This window comes from Humidesulfovibrio sp., from assembly GCF_030689645.1.
Classification (GTDB): Bacteria; Desulfobacterota; Desulfovibrionia; order Desulfovibrionales; family Desulfovibrionaceae; genus Humidesulfovibrio.
The window spans coordinates 21,295-41,181 of sequence record NZ_JAUYFU010000059.1 but is presented as its reverse complement, the minus strand read 5'-3'; the positions used below and the strand labels follow the sequence as shown (position 1 = coordinate 41,181).

Annotated in this window: 15 protein-coding genes; 1 reads left to right on the top strand and 14 read right to left on the bottom strand. The window is 65.3% G+C overall.

Annotated elements, in window-relative coordinates:
• The first annotated feature begins 67 nt into the window (after positions 1-67).
• Complete coding sequence (locus Q8O35_RS09145) at positions 68-1,228, top strand: DUF268 domain-containing protein (protein WP_305572474.1); 1,161 nt, start codon at positions 68-70, stop codon at positions 1,226-1,228.
• A 92-nt stretch (positions 1,229-1,320) separates the two neighbouring features.
• Here the strand turns inward: Q8O35_RS09145 and Q8O35_RS09140 are convergent, their stop codons facing one another.
• The 14 genes from Q8O35_RS09140 to Q8O35_RS09075 form a co-directional block, all read right to left on the bottom strand.
• Positions 1,321-2,556 carry a GNAT family N-acetyltransferase gene (locus Q8O35_RS09140; protein ID WP_305572472.1) on the bottom strand — a complete coding sequence of 412 codons (1,236 nt, stop codon included), beginning with the start codon at positions 2,554-2,556 and terminating at the stop codon, positions 1,321-1,323.
• Between the two features lie 19 nt (positions 2,557-2,575).
• Positions 2,576-4,186: a B12-binding domain-containing radical SAM protein gene (locus tag Q8O35_RS09135; protein ID WP_305572471.1), complete on the bottom strand. Its 1,611-nt coding sequence runs from the start codon at positions 4,184-4,186 to the stop codon at positions 2,576-2,578.
• A gap of 98 nt (positions 4,187-4,284) precedes the next feature.
• Positions 4,285-5,970, bottom strand: a complete 1,686-nt coding sequence (locus Q8O35_RS09130; RefSeq protein WP_305572469.1) for a hypothetical protein — start codon at positions 5,968-5,970, stop codon at positions 4,285-4,287.
• Positions 5,967-7,679, bottom strand: coding sequence for a hypothetical protein (locus tag Q8O35_RS09125; protein ID WP_305572467.1), 1,713 nt, complete (start codon positions 7,677-7,679; stop codon positions 5,967-5,969). Before Q8O35_RS09125 ends, Q8O35_RS09130 begins: the two co-directional genes overlap by 4 nt.
• On the bottom strand, positions 7,676-8,944 hold the full coding sequence (locus Q8O35_RS09120) for an FkbM family methyltransferase (protein ID WP_305572465.1): 1,269 nt from the start codon (positions 8,942-8,944) through the stop codon (positions 7,676-7,678). Before Q8O35_RS09120 ends, Q8O35_RS09125 begins: the two co-directional genes overlap by 4 nt.
• Before the next feature lie 62 nt (positions 8,945-9,006).
• Positions 9,007-10,167: a nucleoside-diphosphate sugar epimerase/dehydratase gene (locus tag Q8O35_RS09115; protein ID WP_305572463.1), complete on the bottom strand. Its 1,161-nt coding sequence runs from the start codon at positions 10,165-10,167 to the stop codon at positions 9,007-9,009.
• Positions 10,168-10,191: 24 nt separating this feature from the next.
• Entirely contained in the window at positions 10,192-11,331 is a 1,140-nt protein-coding gene (locus Q8O35_RS09110; RefSeq protein ID WP_305572461.1) for a class I SAM-dependent methyltransferase, read from the bottom strand.
• Between the two features lie 52 nt (positions 11,332-11,383).
• A complete protein-coding gene (locus Q8O35_RS09105; protein WP_305572459.1) occupies positions 11,384-12,445 on the bottom strand; it encodes a class I SAM-dependent methyltransferase in 1,062 nt (353 codons plus the stop codon).
• On the bottom strand, positions 12,442-13,659 hold the full coding sequence (locus Q8O35_RS09100) for a cytidylyltransferase domain-containing protein (protein WP_305572457.1): 1,218 nt from the start codon (positions 13,657-13,659) through the stop codon (positions 12,442-12,444). The genes Q8O35_RS09105 and Q8O35_RS09100 overlap by 4 nt, the downstream gene beginning before the upstream one ends.
• A complete protein-coding gene (locus tag Q8O35_RS09095) occupies positions 13,656-14,969 on the bottom strand; it encodes a hypothetical protein (protein ID WP_305572455.1) in 1,314 nt (437 codons plus the stop codon). Before Q8O35_RS09095 ends, Q8O35_RS09100 begins: the two co-directional genes overlap by 4 nt.
• A 22-nt stretch (positions 14,970-14,991) precedes the next feature.
• Positions 14,992-15,735, bottom strand: coding sequence for a TylF/MycF/NovP-related O-methyltransferase (locus Q8O35_RS09090; RefSeq protein ID WP_305572453.1), 744 nt, complete (start codon positions 15,733-15,735; stop codon positions 14,992-14,994).
• 67 nt (positions 15,736-15,802) lie between these two features.
• Positions 15,803-17,005, bottom strand: a complete 1,203-nt coding sequence (locus tag Q8O35_RS09085) for a DegT/DnrJ/EryC1/StrS aminotransferase family protein (RefSeq protein WP_305572451.1) — start codon at positions 17,003-17,005, stop codon at positions 15,803-15,805.
• A 191-nt stretch (positions 17,006-17,196) separates the two neighbouring features.
• Positions 17,197-18,390, bottom strand: coding sequence for a radical SAM protein (locus Q8O35_RS09080; protein ID WP_305572449.1), 1,194 nt, complete (start codon positions 18,388-18,390; stop codon positions 17,197-17,199).
• Positions 18,381-19,880 (bottom strand): class I SAM-dependent methyltransferase, encoded by a 1,500-nt coding sequence (locus Q8O35_RS09075; protein WP_305572447.1) that lies wholly within the window; start codon positions 19,878-19,880, stop codon positions 18,381-18,383. Before Q8O35_RS09075 ends, Q8O35_RS09080 begins: the two co-directional genes overlap by 10 nt.
• Positions 19,881-19,887 lie beyond the last annotated feature (7 nt).

Below are 19,887 nucleotides of genomic sequence, written 5' to 3'. Positions count from 1 at the left end.
GTAGTCCATCAAATTACGTAGGGACAGCTCAGCCATGCCCGGCACAATCGCATAAGGAGGAAGTCATATGCAGGTCCACGCTTCGTTGATGGAGGAGCTTCCAGCGCGCTCCCGCGTCCTGATATACGGGGCCGGAGAATTCGGAGAAATGGTCTTTGAGAAGCTTCGCGACGCTGGAATCGAGGCCGTGGGCTTCATCGACGGGCAGAAGACGGGCACGTTCTGCGATCTCCCCATCGTCTCCCCTGCGAAGCTCGGCTCCAGGCCCGTGGCCTTTGATCTGGTCGTGCTGGCCCTGGGCAGCTACCGCCAGGCCTTCAAGGTCCTGAAGGCGGCCGACATCGCCGAGTGCCACCTCCTGTACCTGGAGAGGGAGCTTTTCCGCGTGGAGCAGAACCGCATGACCCCCGACACGCTGGAGAACCTGAACGGCAAGATCGGCTACCTGGAATGGATGCTGACCAAGCGCAACAACCAGTACGAGGCGGCCATGGAGCTGCTGTACGGTAAGCCGGTCTACCCGTCCGCACCGCCCAGCAAGGTGCCGGACGAGCTTCTGGACGCGTTCACCATGCAGGGGAAGATGAAGCTCAAGGAGGAATACTTCAACTCCACCAGGCCGAAAAACCACCCCATCATCTATACCGACCGCGAGATCGACTCGTATATCCCCCTCATCAAGGAAGAGAAGCCCGCGTATTACGCCGCCACGGACCAATGGCTCTACAGCGCGCTACGCAAGTACAGCCTGGCGGGCAAGCGCGTTCTGATCATAGGATCCAACTGCCCCTGGTATGAGTCCATGTGCATCGCGCATAACGCGGTGCCTCACGTGGTGGACTACGGCAGCCTCGTCACCACCAGTGACCGCATCAAGATCATCTCCAGCGAGGAGGCGTGGGCCACACCCGACGCCTTCGATGCCTGCCTCTCCATATCCTCCATGGAGCATGACGGCCTGGGCGCATACGGCGACCCCATCAATCCCAATGGCGACCTTGAGACCATGCAGCGCACGCTGAAGGTGCTGAAGCCGGGCGGGCTGCTGTACCTCTCCGTTCCCGTGGGGGAGGACGCGCTGCGCTACAACTATTGCAGGGTATATGGCCCGTTGCGCCTGGCCAAGGTTCTGGAAGGCTGGAAGCTGAAGGACAGCTTCGGCTTTTCCGAGGACCAGTTCGAGACGGGCGGCGACATTCAGCCCGTGTTCATTCTGGAAAAGCCCTAGGCCGAGCGGCCGATTGAAAGAGGGACGCCTGCCGTGTGGCGGGCGTCCCTCTTTCAATTTCGTGTGTGGTTTGCGGGCTGACGGGCAGAGGATCAGTCCAACGGCTGAAGAATCTTCTCCATGAAGACTTCGGTGCCGGGGTCGAAGCGCTCCAAGCCAGGAAAGCCGGGGTCCGGGGACTTCACCGGGAAACCCACCCGCTTGAAGCTGGCTATGGACGGGCCGTTGATGATCTTGGCCATGGCGTATAGCCGAGTGACGGGCTTTTTCGCCAGCAAAAGGTCGATGGACTGGGCGATGAGCTGTGCGCCCAGGCCCATGCCGCGCCAGCCCGGAGCGATGTTGATGCTCACTTCCCAGACATCATTGAAGCGACGGTCGAAGCGCACGTTGCCGATGCGCTCACTTCCAACCTTGCCGATGCACAAGAGCCTGTCCGGATCTTTCAACAGGGCCTCGTACCAGCGGCAGTGCTCGCCCCAGCCGATGTAGTCGTTCAGTTTGAACATGCGCCGCGTCACGGGGTCGTTCACCCACAGCCAGTTGTCGAGCTTGTCGTCCGGGGTGGCCTCTGCGGCCTCAAGCCCTGGCGCTCCCGGCCCGGTTTCCCGCTGCGGCGTGCGCACCCGCGCCTGGCAGAGGGTGACGGTATATTCTTGGGAGGAGCCGTCCGCCTGCTTCAGTTGCTTGGGATTGATGACCAGGCCGTGGGTGCGCTCGAAGGCTTCGGGATTGGCGCGGTATTCGCGGCCCAGGGCGGCCACCTCGGCCACTGGGGTGCCCCATCCTTTGGGAAAAAGGGCCAGCAGCTCCAGCGACTGCGCGCGGCTGCGGTAGGTGCCGATTTCCGGCAGGCGCGTCTGAACCTGGGGGCTCCCATGGGCGGCCACGATGGAGTCCCACCTGGCGATGAACAGATCTTCCAGGGCTGTCATAAGCAGGTCCCAGGAGCTTTGCAGGGTCGCGTCCTGGGGCAGGTCCAGCAACTGTCGGGCGATGATTTCGCCGGTGTCGATGCCCGCATCGATGAAGTGCAGGCTGACGCCCTTTGGCGTATCGTCGAAGTAGCTCCATACATTGCCCATGATGCCGCGGCCCCAGGGCAGGTAGGTGTTGTGGATGTTCACGATCTTGCCGGCGTAGGCCGGGAGCACCGGCTCGCGGAAGATGGGCCCGTAGCCGTGGGAAACGATCCAGTCTATCTTGTCCGCGCGAAGGGTTGCAAGGTCTACAGCCCCGGCTGTTTCCAGCAGGCGGTCGCAGCGGGTCCGCAAAAAGTCCCGTACGCGAGTGGAGCGGGGGGCGCCTGAGCACAGCAGGATGTTCATGGGAAGGCCTTCCTTTGCCCTAGGCCGTGGCCTGGTGCGCGGGCCGCGTCTTGGTGCGCGGGGCTGGGCCTGCGGGATAGCCGCGCCTGCCCCGCAGGGTGTCTGCGCAGGTGAGGGCCAGGTAGCGCGCCAGATGGCCCAGAGTGTCCAGGCAATGGGCCAAAAGCACCCCAACGCTGGAGGTCTTGAACTCCGCAATGCACACGCGGACCTGAACCAGGGACAGGGAGTACTTTACGTAGTGGCCCAGCGCCTCGCGCGAGGTGAATCCGCTCATATTCACGTCGCCGCCTTCCTGCACCAGGGCTATCTTCTGGCTGCTGCCCTCGGCCAGGCGCATGAGCTCCTCCCGACCCAGAGACATCAGGTAGGCGTCCTCGTCCGGCAGGAGGCCGTCGTGGCGCGCCTGCTGGTACAGCCTGGACGTGGGCGAGAGGGTGAGCACCGACCAGCCGTAGCCGGAGGTGTTCAGGAGACCCTGGCGGTCGAAGTCCTCTTTCTGTTTGTCGATGGCGAGGCTCAGCTTCACAAGGAAGTCCCTCGTCTCGCCGATGGTGCGCCGGTTTTCCCCGGGCGTGCCGAAAATATAGTTGCCGTGGATGATGCTGCCTGCGCGCAGGGAGGCCTGGATGATGTCCCAGGCCACATCGATCTGGATGCCCTTCTGCATGCGGTCGAGCATTTCCTGGCTCCCTGACTCGAAGCCGAAGATGATGACGATGACGCCGTGAGCCCGAAGCTTGCGGAACATATCCTCAGATCCGAAGGTGAGGCGCACCTCTGCGGCCATGAGGAAGGTCATGCCTCGCTCGCGGTACAGGCGGCAGTATTCGTCCACCTCCCGCTCGTTGAGGAAAAGGTTGGTGTCGGTGCTGAAAAAACCAGTGAATCCGTAGCGGCTGACGAGAAAGTCGACTTCGTCGAAGAATTGCTCCCAGGTTCGGCGCAGGAAACGCTGCCCGTGCAGATGCCCGCAGAAGGTGCACCGGAAGGGGCAGCCGCGCATGGTCAGCAGGGGGAAGGCTTTGATGGGCTGGTTCTCGCGGGTGGCGAGGTTGCGGGAAATCTCGTGCAGTTGCTCGTCGAAGTACTCGTAGGCGGGCATATCCTGCTGGCGGTACTGGCTTAAGCTCATGATGGGCCGCTTGGCCGTGCGGACGACCTCTCCGGTGCCCTTGTCACGGAAGCTGACGCCCGCCACCTGGGCCAAGCCTTCGCCGTCGCGGTCGACGCAGTCAAGCAGCTCCGGCAGGACGAATTCGCCCTCGGCCGAGGTGCAGACGATGTCCGTTTCGGTCTTGAGCAGCAGCACGTCGTCGTTGCCGGAGATGATGCCCCCGACGATGATGAGCGCATCTGGATGGCACCGGCGGATGTGCTCCGTCAGGCGCTTGACCAGGGCGTAGTTGTGCGACCAGGCGCTGATGCCGTACACGCGGGCGCCGCAGGCGGACACTTTGTCCAGCAGCTCTGGAAAGGTCAGCTTGTGCAGGTGCGTGTCCAGCAGGTCGAAGCTGTGCCTGGTCTTCTGCAGCTGGCGGATGATTATGGGGAAGGCGTAGGGAAGCTTCCAGACTTTGTCGTCCGGGCTTTTCGCCTCAGAGAGCCCAATGAGCTGGATATGTGCCATGATCTTCCGTCCAGGGTTAATGTCGTGCGTGCGCAACCGCAAAGGGCAGGCGCGCGCGTTTCAGCGCGTTTTTGCGGCAACTCGCCCCCCGCTCTTCGCTAAGCATAATTCGGGCCAATTTTCTGGCGTTTCTTGCCCTGACCCGGGGACGAGCCAAGCAGCGGCAACAGGGCGTCGGCTTGCGCGCGCACCTGGCGCGCCACCTCCATGTCGCCGCAGAATTCGCGCAAGCTGGTCCGGCAGGCCGCGAAGTCGAAGGTGCGCAGCCGCTCGGCCAGGCCGCCCATTTGCTCCAGGGCGATGCTTAAGCCCAATCCCCGGCTTGTGACAACCTCGTGGCAGAAGCTGAGCTCCGGGATGGCCAGCACCGGCAGCCCGGCCTGAACATAGGCGAATAGCTTGAGCTGCATGTTGGTGGCGAAGTACGCTGGCATCCTTCGGATGGGCCTTGGCGAGTATTCCAGCAGGCCAAGGTCGTAGCCGCGCAGCTCTTCAATCAGGGTCGCCGGGGGCACCCGGCGGCGGTAGTGGAACAGGGGGTTGGCCTCGGCCAGCGCCAGAAAATCGTCGCATCCCAGGCCGGTGGAGTCTGCGGCGTTGAAATATGTAACATCAAGCCCCTGGGCGGTAAGCACCTGCACCAGCGAAAAGAGGTGGTCCAGCTCGAACCATACCGAGGCCAGCCTGGTACGGTGGATGCTCTGCGCCAGGACCAGTCGCAAGGGGCCCTCCGCGCGCACGGGGCGGGGCTTGTCGAAGAGCTCCAGGCTTAAGTACGGGTAAGCGCTGACCGTGTTCGGGCGGCAGCCGAGGCGCTCCCGCACCAGCCCCTGCACCCCTGGCCCGTCCTTGATGAACAGCACGTCGGCTCCGCAGTAGATCCGCCGCGACTGCTCCAGAAAGGCCGCCTTGGTGGTGGACAGCTCTTCTTCGATGATTGCGCCGCTCGGCTCATGGTCGAAGAACAGGTCCACAAAGGCGTCGCACCAGAAGGCTGTTCTGGCGCTGCTGCGCGCGGCGATGTCCTCAAGGTAGGGCGGATTCCAAAGCGAGGTCCAGGTGAGCACGGCGTTCAGGGCGTCGTGCTCCACCAGCAGGGTGTGGAGCAGCATGTTCAGGTGCTCCGAGGTGGGCACAGTGTGCAGGGCGTCCACCCAGCCGCGCGCCTCGGCCTCGCGGGCGGCGGGGGAGTCGGTGGCTATGAGCGCAACGAAGAAGCCACAGGCCTGGAACTCGCGGAAGCTCTCCAGCACGTTTAGGCCGATGTTGTTATAGGCGATGCCCAGGCGTGGCTTGCTGGAAGGCTTGGCGCAGAGCGTACGCGCCAGCTCTGCGGCCTCGGCGCGGATTTCACCGTGTACGCGGGCAAGCAGCGCCTCGTCGGCTGCACCCGCCACCAGGCCGCGCAGGGTCAAAATCTCCTTGCAGGGCAGGCCCTCCAGGGCCAGCAGCATCTCCCACTCAAAGGCAGCGCTTAACAGCACCACCCGTTCCGGCGGGTTGCTGCGCACCTGGTCGAGGGAGGTTTTGGGAAAACCGCAAAAGAACGCGTCGCCTTCCGGCTTGGTGGTGAAAAAGCACGCGTCGTGCCGCAATAGGGACTCGCGGCGTCCTTCGGCCAATTGCCGCGCCAGGCCGCCGCAGCCGTAGAAGGCCACGGCGCTGCCTGGGGCCAGGCCGTCCAGCCAGCGGGCCAGCATGTCTGCCCGCTCCGCCTCCCACTCGGGCGCGGTGGTCAGAAGGGTAAGCTGGTCGCGGCGGATGGCGCGCTTCAGGGCGTTCATGGGCGCTTTTCCCGCATCACATGCAGCAGGAAGCTGCCGAGCTTGTGGCCCTGGCGCACCTCGTCCAGCTCCTCGCACGCAGCGGCGATGTTCCTGGCGCAAGCCTCGTGGTCAAAGGTTGCGATGCGCTGCGGCAGCAAGTGCCACTGGTCTTTGGCAAGCACAATGCCCACGCCCCACTCCTGCACCAGGCTGGCGATGTACTCCAGCTCGCGGGAGACGATGATGGGAAGCCCGGCGTTGAGGAAGCCCACCACGGAAAATGGCAGGTGCGTCTGGCAATAGCGCAGGGACTGCGGGGAATCCACGCGGCGGTAAAGCCAGCCGAAGTCCCGGCGGGAGATCTCTGGCACCAGGCGCTCGAAGTCGATGCGCGGGCTGTAGTCGAACAGGGGATTGTTCCTGGCCTCGTCCTCCAGATCCTCGTAGCCGCCCGTGCCCCAGTCCACTGCGTTGAACACCGAAAGACTCATGTCCAGGGGGTTCAGCATGGAGAGGAACTCCCACACGTCGGCCTTGCGCCAGCCCAGGTCGCTGTCCAGCAGAGGATCGATGTTCAGGGCGTTGATGAACGCGATGTGCGTCCGGCCTGTCTGGGCTGAGAGCTTGGGCAGCCTGTTGCCCTGGGTCAGCAGGGAGCGGTCCACCGGGCGCAGGATGCGGATGCCTGCGAAATCGAGCCCGTTTGCGGCGCGAAATTCTTCCACGACGCTGTCCTGGTAACGGTAGGCCACAGCCGGTGTCGCCGCGTAGATCTCCTTGTCCATGCGCACGATGGTTTCGGTCGGAAGGTGGACCACGCGCTCCAGCCCGCTGATGAAGCTTTGGATCTTGCAGTACTCCTGCAGGAAAAGGTCGTGCCAAATGACCACCGGGCTTAAGGAGGTCTTCATGATGTAGTCCAGGTAGCGCAGGTGGCAGTAAAGATACCACGTGAGCACCAGGCCGAAGCGGCGCCGCGTGAGCAGCCTGCATGTCATGATCCAGAAGGCCGAGAAACGCAGGCCCCGGTAGATGAAGTCCACGTCGCCCCTGGCCTGCATGGCCTCCAGCCTTCCATCCGGAAAGCCGTATTGCCGGGAGATGATGACGACCTGAAGCCCTTCGTCCTTGAGGGCGCGGAAAAACCGCTCGTAGGGGGGGGATGGCTCCAGCTCCAAATAGACCACTGTGGGCGAGCCAGGAGGAAAGGCCGCGTCGAGTCTCGCGGCCAGGGCGTCGGCCTCGGCGTTGATGCGCGCAAGAGCCAGGGCCAGCGTCGCCTCATCCGTGTTGCTGCGGCACAGTTCGTCCAGCCCAAGCACTGCGGTCGCCCGGCACCCGGCCAGCGCCTCGCGCATGGCCTGGGCGTATGTGCCGCTCATGAGCGCTATGCTGTCGAGTTCCTGTTCAAGAACGTCCGTCAGGGAGCTGCGGGGGTAGCCATGAAAATCGTCCGGGCCTTCGCCGCTGGTGGAGAAGAAGGTGACCGCGTGCCGGTCGAGGCTGGCGCGATGGCTTTGAGCCAGCCGCGCGGAGAGCGATCCGCAGCCGCAGAAGCCCACGCGCCGCCTGTTGGGCATGGCGTCGAGCCAGGCGGCCACCACCGCAGTCCGCAGATCCTCCAGCAGGGGCTCCACGCAAATGGCGTCAGCCAGGGCCGCGCGGTAGTAGCTGTCCTGCAGCATATCGAAGGCGGCCTCGCGCGTCTGTGGTTCGGCTCCTGTCATGCAAACAACTCCTGATACTCCCGCATGGCCTCCTCGACGACCCGGCGGCAGGTCTCCGCCTCCTGGGTTCCGCCCGTTGCCTGATAGCGTTCTCCGGCCCATTGCAGCAGCTCGAAGGCGTACTCCACCTGGTTGTTGGCCTCGGCGATGGCGGCGAGCTTCAAGACGCTCTCCAGCTTGGGGGGAGTGGAGCGCTGCCCGGCTGCGGCGATGGGGTCGCGCAGATACAGGGCGTGGCCCTCAATGAACTGTCCCTTGCTCCAGGGGTAGCGGCTCAGGCGGGGCACGCTGACGGCCGAGCCTGCCCTGCCTGCATGGCAGCGGTCCGGAAAGTCGAAAAAGGTGAAGCCTTGTGCGCGCAGGAACCCGTCTATGTCGGCGAAGAGGGGGCGGCCCACGTAGGACTCCACGAAACTGACCTCCACCAGCACGCCCAAGAGGTCGGGCAGGATGGTGGTTCCGCCTCTAAGCACCTCAAGCTCAGCGCCCTGGATGTTCAGCTTGGCGAAGTCGAAGGGCTGCGGCTTTTGCCTGGTCTGCCATTCGTCCAGGCTGGCCACGGGGATATCGAAGGTTGTGATTTCGCCCAGGCGCTCGGCCTCGTTGACCGAGGACCACTGGTTGGTCATCCTCCAGCGCCGGAAGACCTCCATGTTCACCGGATACAGGGAGGAGGCGCCGGGGTTGCCCTTTGGGTAGTAAAGAGTCTGGTGGCCGGCACTGCTCCAGAGCGCCAGGGGCATGTAGGTGAAATCAAGACCGTTTTCGCGGGTGCGCTGGTTCAGCACCACGCATTCCTCGGCATCGGCTTCAAAGCCCACGCAGCGGATGTTGTCCTCGCCAAAGGGCAGAAACCTGCGGTCCGCCGTGGCTCCGTAGGCGCCGATGTCCAGGATGGCCATTTTGCCTCCGCCAAGCTCCCGGTCGCAAATGGCCAGGCACAGGGGGAAACGCTTGCGGTCGAAGAATATCCTGATGCGTTGCGCTCCGCGCTGCATCAGGTCATGGACGATCTGCTCCCAGTGGGTGGAGGTGATGACGATGGATTCCGCAGCCAGATCGCGGGTGCGGGCGAATTCGTCCAAGGTCAGCACCGGAACTCCGTCCAGTTCGCCGCTTTTGTAGGTATCCACAAAGCAGGCCACTTCAATGTCGCGTCCAGACTGGCGGATGCGGCCAAGGAACTCCGCGCCTGCGCCGCCTGCGCCAAAGAGCGAGACGCGCTCGCCGCGTTGGAGCATTTTCGGGGTGCTGATGAATTCCATGGTCTGGCCTCCTTGCGCATGAAGGCATGCGCGTTGCGCGCCGCTTTCCGGCGCGGTTTGCGTCATGCCTTGCGGCTTGAAATCATGTGGCGGATGTCTGCGCCGTGGCGCGCGTTGAACCAGGCGTGCACCTTGTCCGCAAAGCGCTTGCGGCTTTCCGGGCCGGGGTGCGAGTCCTCGCGGCTCACGTAATCCACCACCTCGAAGGGTTCGCCCAGGTAGCGCAGCGGCCTTATCCACTCGGCCTGCATGAGGTCCATGACAGGCTCCACCACGCGGGGCGCGGGCACCATGCTGAAGCCCCAGGGGATGGCCCGGCTGTCCAGCACGCTTTCGATGAGCAGGTAGTTCTTCAGGAAGCGCGCCACATCCTGGCTGGGGCTGTACAGCTCGCCCAATTGGGTGAGGCTCTCGCGGACATCGCGGGGCAGGGACTTCCAGGCCGGGCTGTTCTTCTCGCGCTCCAGCAGCCAGTCCAGCTGAAAGCGCACGCGCTTGCCCTCCAGTGTGAAGTACTCCTCGCGGTCCAGGCCGGTGAACACCAGAAACACCAGGTCCGGGCGCAGGGCGTCGATGGAGCAGAGCAGCGTGCGCGCCATGTAGTCCACGCTTTCCCCGCCAAGGGCCAGGTTCCAGTCGCAGACCGTGGCCGACAGCTCCTGCGCGAAGCGGTCGCACACGCAACGGGTGAAGGAGGTCTCCTGGTTGGCGTCGGCCACCCAGGAACAGCCGAGGAACATGATGTTCAGATCGCCGCGCCGGTCAAGCTCCGCGCTGGTGTAGCCCAGGGGGCTGTAGCCCGGCTGCCCGGCTGCGCCCGTGGCGGGCAGGGTCCGGGCGGGGAAATGCTTGTGCAGAAAGCCCGCCATGGCGCCGGGCGCGGCCTTGGGCAACGCCAGCCCGGCGTTGTAGTCCCGGTCGTAGTGGAACGCAGCCTCCATGCCCTTTTCCCGCAGGGACCAGACGATCTGGGTGCAGGCCTCCGAGGCCACCACGATGACCCCCCTTGAGGCAGGGTCCTGCTTCAGAAAGGCCGCCAGGCTCAGTTTGGGCAGCCCCAGCACCTCGCCATCGGCAAAGGAGTCGATGAAGCAGCGGACCTGAAGGTCCTTGTCCGGCAGGTTGCGGATCTCCTCGAAAAGGGCCTGGCCCCGCTCGCCGGAACCGTAGATGGCGATGACCGAACCGGCAGGCAGTTGGGCGGCGGTGCTGATGGTGCGCATGTGGTGTCCTTCCGTTCGCCAGGCTTAAGCGCGCCTGCGCAGGGCCAGGCAGGCAAGGTCGACCTTGCCTGCGCCGCGCTCCAGCCTGCGCATGGGGTAAAACTCTTCGCCCAGAGTGAACAGCTCGCCGGTGAAGTGGGCGTAAAGCTCTTCGCCTGCGAGCTCCCAGTCGTGCGCGGCCAGCCAGGCGTCCACCTCGCGCCGGGAAAAAATCTGCGTGATGCCCATGTCGCAGGGGCGGCTTGTGCCCGCCTGGGCGTGGATGTTCGCCACATAGCGGGTTTCATGGAAGGGCACGGTGAGCAGCAGCGCGCCGCCTGGGTGCAGGTGGCGGAACATGTTGGCCATGGCCTCGTCGTGGCGCTCTATGTGTTCCAAGGTGCTGATGCAGGTGATGGCGTTGAACCTGCGCCCCAGGTCGTCCTGCGCGATGTTGGCTTTCTCCAGGTAAAAGTGCCTGTTGGCCAGCGGGTCGAGATCGATGGCGGTAACGCTGAATCCGCACAGTTGCATGAGGTGGGGCAGCGAGGTGCTGCCTGCGCCCACGTCGAGGATGTTGTCCGGGTAGAGCTTGGTCAGCCAGTTGAAGACGAAGGCATACTCCGCCGGGCGCTCGTTGGGCTCCAGGCGCGTGTCGCGCTCCTGCTTCAGATGCTCGCGCAGGCGCCGGGAGTGCTCGTGTGCGGCGAAACGCTGGGCGGCGTCCCCATGGGGCGAGGTCTGCGCCTGGGCCGTCGCCTCGGGCTGGTACATGCTGATGACTTCGGCTCCAGTGTCGTGCTCTGCCAGGGTGGCCAATACCTCGGGCAGGTGCCGCGGGGCCACGGCCACCACGATGGCGTCCAGGGCGGACAGCTCATGCGCCTGCGCGGGCGCAACGCAAGGCAGTCCCGCGATGTCGTCGGACAGGGAATGGGCGTCCAAAAAGCCGGTCACCTCGATGCCCTCGGCGGTGCGCAGAAACCCCCAGGCCACGCGGCCACTTTCGCTGGCGCCGTAGACTGCCACGCGCACGGGGCGCTTGTGCCGCTGCCGGAGTTCTTGCGCCAACGTGTTGAACGCCTCCGCAAGCCGCGCGCAGGTTCCGGGCAGATCGGTCTTGGCGGTGTCCAGCGCGCCATAGCCGATTCCGAGGTTTGGGCAGTTGTTGGGATTCAATATCATGGTGCGCTCCTGTGGGTCTAAAATGTCCGAAGGCGGGCCGACGGGCTGGGGTCTATGCTTCCTCCCGCCGGAGCAGGAGGCAGATCAGATGGATGGGCTCGCCGTTGTCGCAGGGCACCGGGTGCCTGCGCTGCTCGCCATCGCCCACGTTGGCCCCCTGGAACTGCGAGTAGCACTTGCGGCGCACCTCGCGCAGGTTGTGCTTGGCCAGCCAGCCCTGGATCATGTCCAGGGAGAACAGCCGGACCAGCCCCGTGCTTTGGGGATCGAAGTAGAAGTTGCCCGGCACGCGGAAGAGGTTCTCCACATAGGCGCCCTCAGTCACCGGCATGGTCAGCACCAGGTGCCCGCCGGGCTTGAGCGAAGCCACCATGTTCTCCAGCGCGTCCTCGTATTCGAACACATGCTCCAGGGTGCTGATGCACAGGATCATGTCGAAGGGGTCGTCGAAGCGTTTGCGCTGGATGTCGTGGCACCAGACGTAAAAAGACGGGTTGGCCAGCAGTGGCGCAAAGTGGTCGATGGCCGTAACCTCAGACCCGCCCACGGCCACAAGGCTCGGCAGGGCGGTGGCGCCGGTGCCCACGTCGAGCACGCGCTGGGGGTACAGCTGGCTCAGGCACTCGAAGACGAAGGCGTATTCCACGAAGCGCTCTGAGAAGCTGCTGTGGACGGCGCTCTCTTTGCGCTCCTCGTCTTTGTACATGGCGCAGACCAGGGGCACGCCCTGGAGCGTTTCGGCATCGCGTTGAAGCGTGGCGTTGTGGCCCGGGCTGACGCAGAGGAACAGCACATCAGCCTCAAGCTTCTGCTGGCCCAGGGGCACGGCGCGCGTATCAATAAAGGGCAGGTCCTTTAGCGAGTTTTGCGGCTTGTGGCGGTCCAGCACACAGCAGATCTGCACCCGCGCGTGTTGGGAGAGCAACTGGGCCAGCAGGCTGCCGCTCTCCGACCCGCCATACAGGGCGACCTTGAGCGGACCGGGCCGGGCGGCCAGGAACTGTTCCAGGCGCTTCAGCATCAGGCCAGTGTATTTCTGCATGTCGTGCACGATGTCCTGCCGCCAGGCGTAGTCGAACTCCAGGCTGGCGAGGATGGGGGATGTGGCGCTCATGGGGCCTCCTTGATGTGGGGTGGCGCAGGATGGAGGCTTCCGCCCCCCGGCATCGTTTGCAGCTCCAGCAATTCCACGGCATCAGCCGCGTCCAGCAGGGCTTCGCGCGGCAGTTCGTGCAGGGCGAAGCCCTCGGGCCGTTCCAGAGCCTCCAGCGCCATCCCGGCGGGCAGCCCCACCAGGGCCGGGACGAAGCGCAACACTTGCGGGTAAAGTTGACGCGCGCCGCGAATGGCCTGGGGCACTTCGGAAAGAGGGTCCAGGCGGCCGTCCTCCGCCTCGCGGAACAGGCGGTAGGGGTGCTCGTCCTCCTCCATGCGGCAGCCGCTGATCAGCACGCGGCTGGCGCTGGTCAGCGCGTGGGCGAAGGCCTCCACTTCCGCCGAGCCCACGCGGGGATAGTCCGGGTGACGCAAGAGGCGCGGCCCACAGCCGTGCGGGGCGGAAAGGCTCTTGCCGAACAGGTGCAGCGCATCTGCGGCTGCGCCATCCTGCGCGCTTTCCTGCTGCGGACGCGAGCCGCCAAGGGCCAGCCGGGCCAGGCAAAGGTCGCGGGGCTCGTCCAGGTCCAGCCCCTCCAGCCGGGAGAGGGGGCAGGGCAGAGGCCGACGGTGCTGTGCGGAGTAGAACAGATGTTTGCGGCACTCCAGCACCACGTTGAAGGCGAAGAGGTTCTGGACCACGCGGCCAGCCAGACCGTCTTGGCCGGGCAGAAAGCGGTGCAGTTGTCCGTCCTCATCGCGTCGCCAGCAGTTGGCCGGATCCACGCCGCTGGGGACCACGCTGCGCACGTTCACCACCAGCTCGTCGGCTTGGGCGCGCTCAAGGGCTCGCACCAAACTGCCCGGCAGGCGGAAGGGATGGGTGGGGCTCATGCCCACATGCACGTCCGGGACGAAGTTCTCATGCTCCTTGAGCCAGGCCCACTGGTAGTCCAGAGCGCTTTCCAGGCTGGAGTCGTCGCGCGCCAGATGGGCCGGGCGCAGGAAGGGCACCTCCGCCCCCAGGGAGACCGCCAGCTCGCGGATCTCCTCGTCGTCGGTGTTCACCAGCACGCGGTCCATGCCCGGCGTTTCGAGCGCGGCCTTGATGGTGTAGGCCAGCACCGGCCTGCCGCAGAGGTCCAGCAGAGCCTTGCGCGGCAGCCCTTTGGAGCCGCCTCGGGCGGGTATCCAGGCCAGAAGGGTGCGCTCCTTCCCGTCGATGCGGATCACAGGCTGTCCGCCTCCTGCCGCCACAAGCCGTCGGGGGCCTCGGGCCTGTCGAAGAGCCGCCGCCCGGCGATTTCGTTGTAAAAGGAGTACAGCCGGGGCGCGTGGCGGGCCATGGTGCTTTCCTTGCGCACGCGGACCACCGAGGCGCGGATGGCTTCCCAGTCGGCCTTGGCCGCCAGCTCGCCGAAGCGGTCCCAGTCCTCCCAGGCCAGCGCCAGGCCGATGTTCTTGCGGCGCACCATGTCGGCCACATAGGCCGTTTCGGCCGCCACCACGCAGGGCAGGCCGGCCTCCAGGTAGTTGTACAGCTTGGAGCCCATGAGGGTGCGGTAATAGTACGGGTTTTCCGCTCCCAGGCCGAAGCACTGGGCGTTCCAGCCCAGCTCGTGCCGGGCCAGCAGGGGCACAAGGCGGTCGTTGGGCACGGCGCTCTGGTAATGGAATTCCGGCCGCGATGCCGCCATGCCGAGGTAATCCTCGAAGCCCTCGCCGCTGCCCTGGTCGCAGCCGTTGATGACCGTGAAGGAGAACCCTTGGTCCATGACGCGGCTAATGCCGCCGTGGAAGGTGCTGTGCAGGGCGTGGCCGTGCTGGCTGGCCTTGTGCAGGCCGCCGGCGAACACGATGTCGCGCGGGATGCGCTTCTCGTCGCCCGCAAGGGCCGCCGGGGCAGGGGCCAGCCATTCGTCAAGGATGTACGACTGGAAGTGCAGGGCCTTGGGCTTGTGCCCGTGGGCGCGGGAAAGGTCCTCCACCACCTCGGGCGAGTCCAGGTGCATGAGGCCCGTTGCCTCGGTGAACACGCGCCGCCAGAGTTCGAGCTCAAGCGGCATGTCGGTGATGCCGAAGTTCTTGCCGATGGCCGGGTCGCCGCCGTGCATGACTTCGCGGAAGTCGAAGTAGTCGATGATTACCGGAGCCTTGGAGCGGCGGACCAGCTCAGCGAAGACGTAGGGACTGCCCGAGCCCACCGAGGCGTGCACGGCGTCGAAGGCGTAGTTCTCGGCTAGAAACGGCAGCTCCAGCACGTAGGGGTTGCTCACCAGGAGAGCGTCGAAGTATCCCTGCCCTGCCAGGCTCTCAAGGGGCACGGTGCCGCACATGAAGCCGTCGGCCATGTGCAGGGCGATGAGCGCTCCGCCAGCGCGCAGCTGCTTCAAGAGTTTCAGGTAATTGTGGCTGAAGCTGAAGGACGTGTACAGGACGAGGGGCCTGCCGGGGTTGGCGGCCCGCAGGGCGTCCAGCTCGTCCATGAAGGCGCGCAGCCGGGGCTCGTTGATGGTCCGACCTTTCAGGTTAGGAAGCGGCATGTGTTCTCCAGGTGTGGTGCGGCTACTTGTAGGCCACGTAGGCCCGGCCAAAGGACCCAAGCAGGGGCTTGTAGGTCTCGAAGGAAAAGCTGCTCTTGGCCTGGAACTCCAGAAATGCCTGGTGAACGCCCCTGTTGGGCGCTCCGCGGTAGGCGGCGAACATGTCATCCAGGTACAGGATCGTGCCCACCTGCAGGAAGGGTTCGATGAAATTGAACACCGGCACGGCGGACTCGTAGATGTCGCAGTCCAGGTTGATCATGGCTGCGCGGGCGCCCTGGGCGAGCACCTGCTCGGCCAGTTTCGGCGTCAGCGACTCGTTGTAGAATCCGGGGAAGGCCTGCACCTTGTCCACGCTCAGGCCGTGGGTCTTGATTATCTCCCAGAAGGCGGGGAGCGGGGTGCACAGCGCGCCGGGAACATAGCCCGAGTGTTCGGACTCGGCCAAGCCCAGCTCCGGCAGGCCCTCGAAGCTGTCGAAGGCGAAGAAGCGCATGTCGTGCAGCAGTTGTTTGCGCGCCTCGGTGAGAGCCATGCGGAAGGTGCGCACGCGGTGGCAACCGAACTCGAAATAGTCGCCCCCGATCTCGTTCGCGGCCAGGTAGGCGAAGGTCTCCACGTAGAAGCTGTACTTGTAGAGGTGCCGCACCTTCTGGTTGTACATCACCTGATCCTCCTTGGACCAGGAGGCGAGTTCATCGGCATCGGCCATTTTGACCCAGGGCTCGTGGTCCAGGGGCTGGCAGGGAAAAGCAGGATGGTCCATGGTTGTTTCTCGCTTCTGACGCCGCTTTGGCGGCGGTAATGTTGTTCCTGTGCCCTTGCGGGCCCGTCTATTTGCGGAACCAGCGCTCCACCTTGGCGATGGCGCGGACGATGTCTTCGACTTCCTGCTGGCCGTAGCGCTCGTTGACGTACAGGTTGAATGAGCGGTCGCGGGTATCCAGCGCGTTTCTGGTCACGAAGTCATCTGAAAAATACGGCTGGGCCCACTGCCAGGAGTGCACCACGCAGCCGTAATGCTCGCCCAGGCCGATGCCCTCGGCCGCCACGGCCTTGGCGAATTCGGTCTTGCTGCAGGAGAGCCTGTCCGCGTCCACGAAGATGGGGAAGTAGAAGGGCGAGAAGCCCTTGTGGAGGGCATAGGGGCGGCACAGTTCCGACTCCTCCGGGAGACGCGCGACCAGGGCCTCCAGGAACTCCACGCGCTGCCGCACGGAATCGGGGAGGCGGCCCAGGGAAGCTATGCCGATGGCGCAGGACAGTTCATCGGTGTTGAAATTCAGGGCCGGGAACAGGCAGTGCCCGGGGTCGCGGCCATCCAGGTCGTTGCGCCAGGACTGCTTGCCGCGGTCCGCGTGGGCCTGGACCATGCGGAACAGCTCCTCGTTCTGGGTGTAGACCAGGCCGCCGCTGGCGCCGGCGGTGAGGGTCTTGCGGTACATGGTGGAAAAGGCCGCGATGTCGCCCACGGTGCCCACGAGGCGGCCCCCCTGGGTTGCGCCGGGGGCCTGGCTGCAGTCCTCCAGCACCTTGATGCCGCGCTGGTGCAGGGCCTCGGTGATGGCCGCGATCTCCAGGGGTTCGCCCGCGCTGTGCACGGCCAAAAAGGCCGAGGTTTGCGGGGTGACGCGCGCCAGCACCTGCTCCAGGCCGACGTTGTAGCTGCCGGGCCTGCTGTCCACCAGCACGGGCACCAGGCCCTGCATGATGATGCAGTTGAGGGGGCCGCTGTCCGTGACGGGTGAGATGAGCACATGGCTGCCCTTTGGCAGGCCGAGGGCGGCCAGGGCCACGAACACCGAGGCCGTGCCCGAGGACACCGCGTCGGCCCGCCCGCCGCCCATGAAGTCGCAGAAGGCGCGGCAGAAAGACTCCTCGAAGTGGCCCTGGTAGGGCGGGTCCTGCCCTTTGGATGCGTAATGCTCCACGGCCTGCAACAGGGCCTGCTGCTCCTCCGGCCCGAAGGCCAGACGATTGGGCATGGGCGTTTCGCGCACTGGCGCGCCGCCGTGAATCGCAAGCTTTTCAGTCATGAGCGTCCTCTTTTGGGCCGAGTTGCCGGCCTGGCTACCAGTGCGGGTAGATGTGCTTCACCTTGTCGTCCTTGCGGAACGCCGCAAGCTGCTTCCGCCGCTTGTACCGGAACACGAGGCCGCTGATGAAATCCCAGATTCTCCAGAACATGTCTTTCTCCTCCTGTGCGGTTTGCCCTGCCCTGTGCGGCTCAGGCGTCGTCCAGGTTATAGCACTCGCGGCAGAAGGAGGGGATGCGTCCCTCCAGGTGCGCCTTACGGAACTGCCGGTAGGTGGGCGAGTTCCAGTTCTCGCGGAAGCCCAGCGCGTGGCCGAAGTTGATGTCCTCGTGGTGGCCGATGGTGCCACAGGGCAGTATGCGCAGGTCCGAGCTGATGAAGGCCCGGGCGAAGGGCACCGGGCACAAGGTGTCCGGGCTGCCTATGCGGAAGCGGTCGGTGCAGTTCCACACCGAGACCTCGACGCCTTCCTTCTTGGCCAAGGTCAAAATGCGCTCCTCCTCCTCGTCGGTGAAGGGCCGCACCTTGAGATCGCTGAAGCTGTTCTCCTCGCCCCAGCCTGTCAGCACCACGGAGTACGTCATGCGGCGGAAGCCCATGCGTGCGGCGATGGTCACGAAGTCGAGCAGCTGGTGGCGGTTGTTTGATTGCAAGAGCACCCACATGCGCGTGTAGTCGCGGTCCTTGGTGGCCACGTAGGCGTTGAGCGCCGTCAGGTTCTTCACGATCTGGTCGAAGTCGGCCCCGGCGCGGATGTGCTCGAAGGTGTCCTTGGTGGCGCCGTCAAAGGAGGTCTGCACCTCGCCGATGCCGGAGTCGATCAGGCGCTTGTAGTTGTCGTTCACGTGCAGGAGCGAGCCGTTCACAGTGGTGCGCACCCAGGTGTCGCGCAGGGTGGCGTGCTCGATCATGCCGAAGAGGTCGTGGTTCAGAAGCGGCTCGCCCACGCCCTGGATCTTCACCTCCACGAACTGGGGATTCTGGTCCATGAAGGTCTTGAAGTCCGCCAGGGAGAGGTCGCTCCTGGGCTTGCCCTCGCGCTTCACGTTGGCGCACATGATGCACCGGAAGTTGCAGCGGCTTGAGGGCTCCACGTCCATCATGAACGGCAGGGACAGGCACTCCTCCTGGCGGATCTCGTTGCGGGCCAGGATATGGTTCTTGAGCCGCTCCGGAAAGCGCACGAATCCCCGGTAGTTCATCATGCGGTAGGTGAACTGGTCGGGCCTGGGCACCACCAGGCGCGTGGGGTCGGCCTTGGCCGCCTGCTCGTCCACCTCGCGCCTGAGGCTCGCCGGATCGTTCACGTAGCCCTTGGCCTCGGCCAGGGCTGTGTCGTACTGGTCTTTGTACAGGCGCAGAAATTCCTCGTCACTCATGAGCATGATTTCTCTCCCGTGGTTGCGGGCTGGCCGCGGCGGGCCAGCAGCAGGGCGTTGTAGCAGTAAAGATCCTCGTCTGAGTAGCCCGACCAGTAGTGGTGCAGCCGCGCAGGCGGCACCGGGCGGCACAGGCGCTCGCGGGCTTCGGCCTCCAGGCCAAGATCCTTCCACAAATCAAGAAAATCGTTGACGCGCAGCAGGTTGGTGTCGCTGCCCTTGGCGCGCCACTCCTGCGGGCTGTGGCTCAGAAAGTCGAAGTGGATGGTCACCTGCTCAATGAGGCCGGTGTGGTCCCGGAAGTCCACCCGGTGCAGCATGACACCGTCCGGGGCAAGAACGCGTGCCATTTCTGCGGAAAGGGCCGCGGGGTCATCCACGTGCTCCAGGGTCATGCGCGAGTATATGAGGTCCACGCAGCCGTCAGGCAGGCCCAACTGCTCCAGGCGGCTGGATGCGCACAGGAGCGTTTCGCCTTCCCTTCTCCAGGGCGCCAGATCCGGCCAGGCGGCGCGCAGGGTGCGCGCCAGGGCGAAGGTCTGCCTCAGGCTCTCGGCATCCTGGGCGAAGGGCTCCAGGGCCAGCCCCTGGTCGAATCCCTCGCACAGCAGGGTCGCGCACAGGGGCAGCGCGCCAGCGCCCAGCTCCACAAAGCGCCCGCGCCGTGCTTTTCCTTCCGCGCCATTGGGCCAGCCAGGAAGGTGCGGCAAAAGCGAGTCGAACAGGCGTATCTGCCCGGCCAGGCGGTCCAGGGTGTTCGGGTGCAGCGGCGCGAGCTCGCGCTCCAGGGCCTCCCAATCCGCCACTCCGGAGAAGCGGCGCAGGATCTCCCGCTGGCGCTTGGGGCTGAACCAGACATCCGGCTGCGCCGGGTCCAGCACCTGGGCCGTGAGTTCCGGCGGCAGGGGGCGTCCTTCTCCGGCCAGCCGCGCTCCGGTGACGAAGCGTTCCGCAGGGGTGCAGAGCCCGGCCAGGGGCATGAGGGCAAATCCGCTCTGCGCCAGCAGAGCCGGGAAGGCCGTGGGCGGCAGAGGCGCGCCCTGGTGCAGGGCGAGGGCATCCGCCGCGCGGCGCGAGCAGGCGAAGAAAAAGCGTTCCGGGCCCACGCCTTCAGACCAGGTCGCCTCGGCCTGCCCCTCTGTTATCGCCGATGCAGCCTGTATCAGGGCCGGGCCGGAAAGCAGGGCCGCGTAAGAGCTGAGCACCACCGCAGCTGGCCAGCCCAAGCGCTCCATGGCGTTGGGCAGCCGCTGTTGCGGGGCCTCCGGCCCCTCGATGACCTGCACACCGGCCTGCACCAGGGCCTCTTTCAGCTCCCGCGCAGCCTCCGTGTCCAGGTCTCCCGGCAGGGCCGCCGCCGCGCCGGAGCACAGGCCAGACGACACCAGCCCGGCCAGCAGCGCGGGCAGCAGGTATCTGCCGTCCGCAGCGCGGGACAGGGAGGGATCGCCGGGCGTGGCCGGGCGCAGCAGGGCTATGGCGGGCAGCAGGGTCAAGGCGGCT